An 8,570-nucleotide genomic window follows, 5' to 3' on the forward strand; every position below is an offset into this window, starting at 1 on the left:
ATATTATGACTGACAAAATCAAACCCTTGGCTGTAAAACTTTGTTCGCCGCTGGTCACCGTAGCCATCGGCGACCCTGCATTAGTCCATGCCTGGGAGCATGTCCAGAAAAACAACGGGCGCCCCGGTGTGGATGGCATCAGTGTCGCCCACTTTGCCAAAAAACTCTTTTACCATTTAGGGCAACTGCGTTTGCAGGTGCAGACCGGCAGTTATGTACCCGGAGCGCGGCGAGAAGGCATTATATCGAGTGACGATGGCAAGCCACCTCGCCGGTATAGTGTAATCAATATGCGTGATCGGATCTTGCAAACCGCCGTGGCTGATGTTTTGCGTCCGCTTATTGAACCCACTTTTCATGAGGGCAGTTTTGCCTACCGTCCGGGGCGATCCACCCGCATGGCGATAGCGGCCATTGCAGACCTGCACAGCGATGGCTACCGTTGGGTGATTCATGCCGACATTGAGGACTTTTTCGGGGCCATTGACTGGCCGTTAATGCTCGGCAAGCTTAAAGAAGCCTGTCGTGATGAAGGCATCGTGGCGTTGGTATCTGCCTGGCTACAAGCGCCCGTTCAGCAAGCCGACAAAACCCTAACCCCAAATGAGCGTGGCTTGCCGCAAGGCTCGCCGCTTTCTCCGTTGTTATCCAACCTTTACCTCAATGAACTGGATCGGCGATTGGAGGGACAAGGACGGCGAATTATCCGCTACGCTGACGATTTTCTCGTGCTGTGTCGTGATCAAGAAGGCTTGGAAGACGCACATGCCCTGACCGAAAACGAACTGGCTCAGCTCAAATTACGGCTTAATCCGGATAAGACCCGACTAACCAGTTTCGATGAGGGCTTTGTTTTTTTGGGTATGCACTTCGACGGCGACAGCATGACCCCACACAAACCGGATACCGGCACCTGTCTTATACCTGCACCGGTGGCAGCATTTAAAGTCGATGCCGGTCGTGTAGCGCCAACACCGCATGCCAGTGCCATTGTCTCACATCGGCAGGCGCCAGCCTTGCCGGAAGCACCTCAACATCCGCCGGAAACGTTAGTGCCAGACGGACACGAAGCTGAAGTTGTTACCGATACACCGCATTTACGCACTTTGTACCTGCTTACACCGGGTTTATTGCTGGGGCGCAGCAACGACAGGTTAACTGTATCGTCAAAAGGCATCGCCTTACAGGACATTCCTGTTCAAACCATTGACCAGGTAATGGCGCTCGGTTCCTGCACGCTTACCAGTCCTTCGCTTACGCTTTGCGCCGAGCAGGGTGTGGGTTTGCATATCGTCGACGTTCGCAACAAAGTTGTTGCCAGCCTGGCAAATGCCGCTGCCGATGCAGTCAGCTTACGCCGTTGCCAGTACCAGGCCAGTTTCGATGCGGCGATTTGTCTGCAACTGGCAAAAAGCATTATCAACGCCAAGATAAACAACAGTCGCCATGTTATTGCCCGTTACCTGCGTCACCATCTGGCGACCAACGGCGAAGAAGGACTTTTGCAATTAAATGCCTTGCAAAAATCTGCCCGGCATGCCGCTACACTCGATGAATTAAGGGGTTACGAAGGTGCCAGTGCTCGCGTTTATTTTAGCTTGATGCGTAAGATCTTGCCAGTCGAATGGACATTTGGCGCGCGAATCTCCCACCCGCCTGTTGATCCGGTCAATGCGCTGCTGTCTTATGGCTATGCGGTACTGTACGGAAACGGTGCGACCCTTATTCAACGGCGCGGACTCGATCCGGCTTTTGCCTTTTTGCATGCGCTCAAGGAAGGTCATTTGGCCTTGGCATCCGATTTTATCGAGCCTTATCGGGCGCCGATTGTTGATGCCGTGGTGCTTAGCCTGATTTTTAGGCACAGGATTAGACCCGATGACTTTGTCTCCGATGAAGATGAGGCATTGCCCTGTTTGATGAGCACCGGCACCAAGCGCATTCTTATTCACGCACTGGAAGAAAAATTTAACAGTATGCCGGCCAATCTTCATCAGGATTATCGCCGTCTGATGGCTCAAGATGTCGCCCAACTGGCAAGGTTTCTCGAAGGTCAGGTAACTGTTTGGGAGCCCTTGTCCCTATGAGCAGCCGGTTATGGGTAATTGCGTTTGATGTTTCCAGCCAACGACGGCGTTATAGGGTGGTAAAACGTTTGCGGCAAGACGCCGTGCCGGTGGCGCGCAGCGTGTTCGAGGGCATACTGACGCCAGGACGTCTGGTCAACCTTAAAGCCGATCTGGCGCAGCATATTGATCCCCTGACTGATAGTATCCGTTTTTACCCGGCATGCGCCTGGTGTGAAGAAAATATTCTGCGAATCGGTGTGGGTGTTGATCGTGCCCAAGCTGCTGATTATTATCTTTTTTAACCGTTGTCCCTTATGTCCAGTAATTGATGCGCACTTTAAGGTTGATTTGTTATGACATCGTCGATAACCGCCGTCGTTCCGAGATTGCGCATTTATTGGAAGGGTACGGCAAGCGTGTGCAGGAAAGTCTGTTTGAAGTGTATACCGACATACCGGGTATGAGACGCTTATCGCATAAAATGGAAACAATTATGAATCCACTAACCGACACCGTTCGTGTATACTCGCTGTGCGGCAAGGATGCCGGTGATCGGTATTTTTTAGGGCAAACCGTCTCTGTACAGGAGTTTTCGTACATTATAATCTGACTATTTTAATAAATAGTCGGCAACATAATGATTTGATTGGTTTTTTATGGTAAAGGAGGTGTTTTGAGGAGCAATGGCTACCTGCCGCGGTTGTCTCGGCAAAAAATAGGCTGTGTAAACCAGATGTGCCGCCAGTTGCAGAAGGCAGAGATATACGAGACCTGATATAGAAAAGGGCTAGAAACTTTGTGATTATCAATTCTCATTTCAATATCTGATATACGAGACCTGATATAGAAAAGGGCTAGAAACAAAAGGTAATTGTACTAAAAATTTAGAAGCGATATACGAGACCTGATATAGAAAAGGGCTAGAAACTCTGTTTTTTGCAAATTCTCTTTTTTCTATTTTTGATATACGAGACCTGATATAGAAAAGGGCTAGAAACTCTCGCGTTCTGATTATTTCTATGTTGCAATGATATACGAGACCTGATATAGAAAAGGGCTAGAAACTATTAATTTAGGAAAGAAAATTTTAGTTGTTAGATATACGAGACCTGATATAGAAAAGGGCTAGAAACGCTTCTGGTATTGTCACCTTGGGCTTTAATGAAGGATATACGAGACCTGATATAGAAAAGGGCTAGAAACACGCCGTACTCATAATTTAACCCTTTTAGATATACGAGACCTGATATAGAAAAGGGCTAGAAACTCTTCCTCTATCTCCCTTAACATTTCATTTGATATACGAGACCTGATATAGAAAAGGGCTAGAAACATAATGGAAATAAAGAATGTGCTATTACATTTGATATACGAGACCTGATATAGAAAAGGGCTAGAAACAATAATAGGCCGTGCTGTGCCTGGATTAATGGATATACGAGACCTGATATAGAAAAGGGCTAGAAACGTCATTAAACCGGTCTTCAATGGCGTCCTGCGATATACGAGACCTGATATAGAAAAGGGCTAGAAACTCTACCCTAGGAGCATTTTCGTAGAAGTAACAGATATACGAGACCTGATATAGAAAAGGGCTAGAAACTATTGCGTATTGCCGATAAAATTCTGTTGCCGGATATACGAGACCTGATATAGAAAAGGGCTAGAAACTTCCCGCGGATAATTAAAATTTGATTTTGATATACGAGACCTGATATAGAAAAGGGCTAGAAACGTTACACTCTTGGTCATACAGGTTAGCTCTGAATGATATACGAGACCTGATATAGAAAAGGGCTAGAAACCCCAGCATTTGATCAATGCTGCCAGCTGTCGATATACGAGACCTGATATAGAAAAGGGCTAGAAACTTTGATTCTGTTATCTCTTTCAAATAATAAAAGGATATACGAGACCTGATATAGAAAAGGGCTAGAAACTATTCTCTTTTTTCTACCTTCAACATAGTAGATATACGAGACCTGATATAGAAAAGGGCTAGAAACAATTAAGGCTAGCAGAAGTGCAATTGACACGATATACGAGACCTGATATAGAAAAGGGCTAGAAACATTATTGGTTCGTTACTGGTTTTGAGTGATTGATATACGAGACCTGATATAGAAAAGGGCTAGAAACGCTACGTTTTTAATTATGAAACATGCCATGTCTGATATACGAGACCTGATATAGAAAAGGGCTAGAAACGGTATGGCTGCCATATAATGCTTCTCCAGTTTTAGATATACGAGACCTGATATAGAAAAGGGCTAGAAACTTACGTTCTCCAGAGGGTACATTGACGATAATACGATATACGAGACCTGATATAGAAAAGGGCTAGAAACCTTTTAGGGATAATGTCTACGGTAGCTGTGATATACGAGACCTGATATAGAAAAGGGCCAGAAACACTACGTAAGTGATAAATCCTTATCCACTTCCGATATACGAGACCTGATATTGGTCAATCCTACAAATAAATTGCCGTAGACAATCACCCTGCAAATGACTGGACGAATTATTAAGCTCAAGCACAAGAGGGGGTAAATAATTTTCTAAGTCATTTCAGTGAGGGTGTAAAACCGAAAGGCCATCCATCTGCAATAAGGCAGCCAATTATGTTTTCCAACTTTCCCGTTACCCGCTGGCGTATCGAATTTTTCCCTGAAAAAACCTTGCATTTATCAGCCTACACCGGTTCAATGTGGCGCGGTATCTTTAGCAAGGCATTTTGGGAGCTGGTTTGTGTGACTCGCGCCGATGCCTGCAGTGCTTGTCCTGAAATATCACGTTGCGCATATCCCTCGCTGTTTGAAACGCCTGGTTCTTTGTTGGCATGGGAAAAAGGCGGGCGTGCACCTGGTGCCTGGCTGGCAGAACCCGATCTTGACATGCCATCCATTGTGCCTGCTGATACGCCTTTATGGGTGGATTTTGTGGTGTTGGGTCAAGCGCAAAAGCATTTGCCATTAATTGTACAAGCCTGGCGAAACGGTTTGGCAAAAGGCATAGGCCCTGATCGGGTAACCTGCCGACTGACAGCAGTCTGGTCGCTGGAAGGGGTAGATTGCCTTCCGGCGACCTGTGTTTATAGTGATAAGCAGGGCTGGTACTTAACCGGCAATGGTCTGCTTACGATTCCATCAGTGCCGGATGCACTGGATACACTCACCATTGAGTTGCTGACACCGTTAAGGCTTAAACGCTATAACGATCTGGTCGGGCCGAGAGAATTTGATATTGAAATTTTTTTGAATGCGCTGGTGCGTCGTGTCATTTTACTGGCAAAAGCGCATGGAGGAATGGGTTTGGAGGCTGATTCCGGGAAATGGCGACGAGCCGGGGAGGTGACACTTGTGGAGAAGGATTTGCACTGGCAGGACTGGACGCGTTTTTCATCGCGCCAAAAAACAACCATGCAAATGGGAGGCTTGCTGGGAAAGGTGGTGATATCGGGCTCTTTGGTTGAATTGTGGCCTTTGCTTTATGTGGCGCAGTGGACACATGTTGGCAAGGGTACAGGTTTTGGCTTGGGTCGTATTCATTTGCAAAATAACGAGAAAAGCCCCGCCATAGGCGAGGCTTGAATGCGGTAAGCTGATAAGTATGGATAGTATCCATAGCGCTGAAAAATATCTGATAAGCGCCTCAGCGGTGACGGCAGAAGATAGAATGATGACTTTTACACAAACCGTTGACAGCGTAATCATGAATTGTCTGGTAAACAATAAATAATGGCGACAGTCTTTAGCTATTTTGGCTGTCGTCCAGCAACTGTTGCCGGCGCTCATCATTGATACCACCGCTGTGCGACAGTCTGAAAACAGCGAGTCCCACGCTTCTCCCAAGGATAATGCCGCCAACGATCCAGCCTGCCGGCGTAGTCAATACCAGAAGCCCGCCCAGCACATTAGCCAGCGAGGCAGACCCCAACAGCGTGGTTGCACCCGCCAAATTTGCAGCAACAGGTGCTACCAAATAACCGGTTCCAACGCCGGTACCCATTGCCATTACTTTACCAAGCATTCCCGTTTTATCATTGTGTTTCAGGTTTTGGGTATAAGAGGAATGTTTAGCCGTATTCATGGAAATCTCCAAAAAATTACTTTATTTACTGTCGCCTTTTTTTGTGGCAATAAAGCCTTTGCCGGTGGCAATCAGCTTTTGTAATTGCGAGCGCAGATTCTTGCAGGCTCGGTGATCGGACGGCGTACCGGGAATGGTTACATAATCGCGTGTTACGGGATGGCGCGCCTTGAAATGTTTGCCGCCATATTCCAGTTCGAGAGCAGGCAGAAAGTTATTCAGCAATTGGCGTATATCACGGTTAGGGATGGCGGCTAGGGCTAGGCTCATGAAGTATGTCTCCGAAGTAAATGGCTTTAGTTGTGTTTGGTAAGTAACAAAAACAGGATGTTTTATGTTTATCGACTCAACGGAAAAAGCGCCGCGCTGGCGGAACTGGAGAGACTGGAAAAGCGCGACGAAATAAGTACGATGGTTTGCTGACTTGTAATTTGGGTTAATGAAATCCGTAATCTAAAACAATTATGCAATGATGAGACGGCAAGGAAATGTCTGGCAGATTGGTTGTGCCGACTCGGGTTGCCATGTAAGCGGTTGAGACATCAGCGCCTTGGCCTATGCCATTGGCCTGCTTTTGCAGGCTTTCACTGTACGATGAATGATGGTATGTTTTCATGAGTATCTCCTAAAGATGGGTTGTAAGATCAAGCTGATATATGCAGACAGCGAATAATATCCGCCAGCAGGCTAAAAACGCGTTGCGCAGCCGCCAGCAAGTTTTGAAATGTATCGTGAGTTGCCGGTTCTCCGGTGTTAAGACGATCCAGGTGATGGCCCCGAGCGGCTCCAACTAATGCTCCCAGGCTAATAGTCCAAGGAGAGAGCCAGGCACCCAGTAGTGGAACCAAATTAACCAGTGCACCTATCGCCGCACCCAACACGATGCCCAGTGCCAGACCAGGGTTAGCAAGGATAAAATCCCAAATTTTCAGGACTATCAGTTTACCCAAAGGAATAATACGGCCGCCAACAAGCAGTATCTGGCGCCATACTTCGTTTAGGCGGGTAATAATCTCTAACGGCAAGTCTCGTTCCCATAAATTCTCTGCCACCTCGGCAAAACGTGCACCGACGGTCTGGACATTGATAGATTCAAATTCTTGAATTGCTTGTGAAATGTTCATGGTTATAATTTCCTAAAAATAATGCCGGTGATGTAAAGAAATATGCCGGGCGGCTTCTCCCGGCGAGGTGAGGCAGGGGAATTGTCCTGCGAGAAAGATTAGCGGATAAGGCGCTTGCCAAGTGCAAGGCTTACGCCAGCTGCTGCACCTGTAGCTAAAGTTTCGGCAATGATGGTGATAAATGGAATTAATAGAAGCATGGTTTTTTCCTCGTGAAGTAGTGTGGTATCGATTTATACAAGCAATTAACAAAAATAGGTCGAACAAACGGCTTGGCTGCTGATAATGTATTCTGTAATGTGGACGACAACGGTTGAGCCAACTCTCCAATAAATAGTTTAAGTAAAGGGGCGGGCGTTAAGCATTACATGACTTTCTCCTGTTCAAAGTGATTAATCAATATTTAATAATAATACGTAGCAATCTGGCTAAAGTGTCGTCAGCGGGGGACTCTGGTGCGATGAAGGTTTTCATGGTCAGTTCCTGTGGTTTGGTCTGTAAATGGTTTAATTTTTGTCGTTCAACAGGTCGTCGAGGACGTTATAAGCGATGGTGGTGCCGATGATTTCGACAAGTGGTAATAAAAATAAAAACATGGTGTTCTCCTGGATGTATGATTTTGATCGGAAGGTATAAGTTACGAGTGATTATTCGGGAGGCGGCAAACAGCGGGTAATGACCGGGAACTAACCCTTGATAACAATAGGGCTGATTCAGGCTGTCAATTTATATAAGCAATTAACAAAAACAGGTCGAACAAACGGCTTGGCTGGCGTTAAGATTTACATGACTTTCTCCTGTTCAGAGTGATTAATCAATATTTAATAATAATACGTAGCAATCTGGCTAAAGTGTCGTCAGCGGGGTACTGTGGTGCGATGATGGTTTTCATGGTCAGTTCCTGTGGCTTGGTCTGTAAATGGTTTAATCTTTATCGTTCAGCAGGTCGTCGATGACGGTATAAGCGATGACGGTGCCGATTATTTCGACAAGTGGTAATAAAAATAAAAACATGGTGTTCTCCTGGTTGTATGGTTTTGATCGGAAGGTACAAGTTATGAGTGATTATTCGGAAAGGGCAAATAGCGGGTAATGACTGGCAACTAAGCCTTGATAACAATAGGGCTGATTCAGGTTGTCAATTTATATAAGCAATTAACAAACAATACCTTCGCCAATTGGCATGAGTAATTTATAGATATCGAAGGAAAGAGAAAGGTCAGAGAAGGTAGAATACCGCTTCTAACAGAGCATTCGCACCCAAACTGACCATGAACGAAATCATAGC

The 8,570-nt window shown here is 46.1% G+C and carries 9 protein-coding genes and 1 CRISPR repeat array; of the genes, 5 read left to right on the forward strand and 4 right to left on the reverse strand.

Going from position 1 to position 8,570, the window contains the following annotated elements; all coding sequences use genetic code 11:
- The first annotated feature begins 5 nt into the window (after positions 1–5).
- The 5 genes from cas1 to N7974_RS16970 all read left to right on the forward strand — a co-directional run bounded on the left by cas1 (position 6) and on the right by N7974_RS16970 (position 5,807).
- Positions 6–2,087 (forward strand): CRISPR-associated endonuclease Cas1, encoded by a 2,082-nt coding sequence (gene cas1 / locus N7974_RS16950; RefSeq protein ID WP_262966761.1) that lies wholly within the window; start codon positions 6–8, stop codon positions 2,085–2,087.
- A complete protein-coding gene (gene cas2 / locus N7974_RS16955) occupies positions 2,084–2,371 on the forward strand; it encodes a CRISPR-associated endonuclease Cas2 (RefSeq protein WP_262966762.1) in 288 nt (95 codons plus the stop codon). The genes cas1 and cas2 (N7974_RS16955) overlap by 4 nt, the downstream gene beginning before the upstream one ends.
- A gap of 26 nt (positions 2,372–2,397) precedes the next feature.
- Entirely contained in the window at positions 2,398–2,679 is a 282-nt protein-coding gene (gene cas2, locus N7974_RS16960; RefSeq protein WP_262966763.1) for a CRISPR-associated endonuclease Cas2, read from the forward strand.
- Positions 2,680–2,828: 149 nt separating this feature from the next.
- Positions 2,829–4,482: a CRISPR direct-repeat array (repeat unit 36 nt; unit sequence GATATACGAGACCTGATATAGAAAAGGGCTAGAAAC).
- Between the two features lie 208 nt (positions 4,483–4,690).
- Positions 4,691–5,659, forward strand: coding sequence for a CRISPR system precrRNA processing endoribonuclease RAMP protein Cas6 (cas6, locus tag N7974_RS16965; protein ID WP_262966764.1), 969 nt, complete (start codon positions 4,691–4,693; stop codon positions 5,657–5,659).
- Between the two features lie 19 nt (positions 5,660–5,678).
- A complete protein-coding gene (locus N7974_RS16970) occupies positions 5,679–5,807 on the forward strand; it encodes a hypothetical protein (protein WP_262966765.1) in 129 nt (42 codons plus the stop codon).
- A 12-nt stretch (positions 5,808–5,819) separates the two neighbouring features.
- On the opposite strand, the gene N7974_RS16975 is transcribed toward N7974_RS16970, so the two are convergent.
- The 4 genes from N7974_RS16975 to N7974_RS16990 form a co-directional block, all read right to left on the reverse strand.
- Positions 5,820–6,158, reverse strand: coding sequence for a hypothetical protein (locus N7974_RS16975; protein WP_262966766.1), 339 nt, complete (start codon positions 6,156–6,158; stop codon positions 5,820–5,822).
- 21 nt (positions 6,159–6,179) lie between these two features.
- Positions 6,180–6,428 (reverse strand): hypothetical protein, encoded by a 249-nt coding sequence (locus N7974_RS16980; RefSeq protein ID WP_262966767.1) that lies wholly within the window; start codon positions 6,426–6,428, stop codon positions 6,180–6,182.
- A gap of 166 nt (positions 6,429–6,594) precedes the next feature.
- Positions 6,595–6,774, reverse strand: coding sequence for a hypothetical protein (locus N7974_RS16985; protein WP_262966768.1), 180 nt, complete (start codon positions 6,772–6,774; stop codon positions 6,595–6,597).
- A 28-nt stretch (positions 6,775–6,802) separates the two neighbouring features.
- Positions 6,803–7,282 carry a hypothetical protein gene (locus N7974_RS16990; RefSeq protein WP_262966769.1) on the reverse strand — a complete coding sequence of 160 codons (480 nt, stop codon included), beginning with the start codon at positions 7,280–7,282 and terminating at the stop codon, positions 6,803–6,805.
- Positions 7,283–8,570: the final 1,288 nt, after the last annotated feature.

The sequence above is a fragment of the Methylobacter psychrophilus genome (assembly GCF_025583945.1).
GTDB classification, from domain to species: Bacteria; Pseudomonadota; Gammaproteobacteria; order Methylococcales; family Methylomonadaceae; genus Methylobacter_C; species Methylobacter_C psychrophilus.

What these genes read in the sequence shown, in the direction of transcription:
- cas6 (WP_262966764.1), top strand. Translation starts at nt 4,691, where the DNA reads ATGTTTTCCAACTTTCCCGTTACCCGCTGGCGTATCGAATTTTTCCCT.
- N7974_RS16970 (WP_262966765.1), top strand. Translation starts at nt 5,679, where the DNA reads ATGGATAGTATCCATAGCGCTGAAAAATATCTGATAAGCGCCTCAGCG.
- N7974_RS16990 (WP_262966769.1), bottom strand. Translation starts at nt 7,282, where the DNA reads ATGAACATTTCACAAGCAATTCAAGAATTTGAATCTATCAATGTCCAG.
- cas1 (WP_262966761.1), top strand. Translation starts at nt 6, where the DNA reads ATGACTGACAAAATCAAACCCTTGGCTGTAAAACTTTGTTCGCCGCTG.
- N7974_RS16985 (WP_262966768.1), bottom strand. Translation starts at nt 6,774, where the DNA reads ATGAAAACATACCATCATTCATCGTACAGTGAAAGCCTGCAAAAGCAG.
- cas2 (WP_262966763.1), top strand. Translation starts at nt 2,398, where the DNA reads ATGCGCACTTTAAGGTTGATTTGTTATGACATCGTCGATAACCGCCGT.
- N7974_RS16975 (WP_262966766.1), bottom strand. Translation starts at nt 6,158, where the DNA reads ATGAATACGGCTAAACATTCCTCTTATACCCAAAACCTGAAACACAAT.
- cas2 (WP_262966762.1), top strand. Translation starts at nt 2,084, where the DNA reads ATGAGCAGCCGGTTATGGGTAATTGCGTTTGATGTTTCCAGCCAACGA.
- N7974_RS16980 (WP_262966767.1), bottom strand. Translation starts at nt 6,428, where the DNA reads ATGAGCCTAGCCCTAGCCGCCATCCCTAACCGTGATATACGCCAATTG.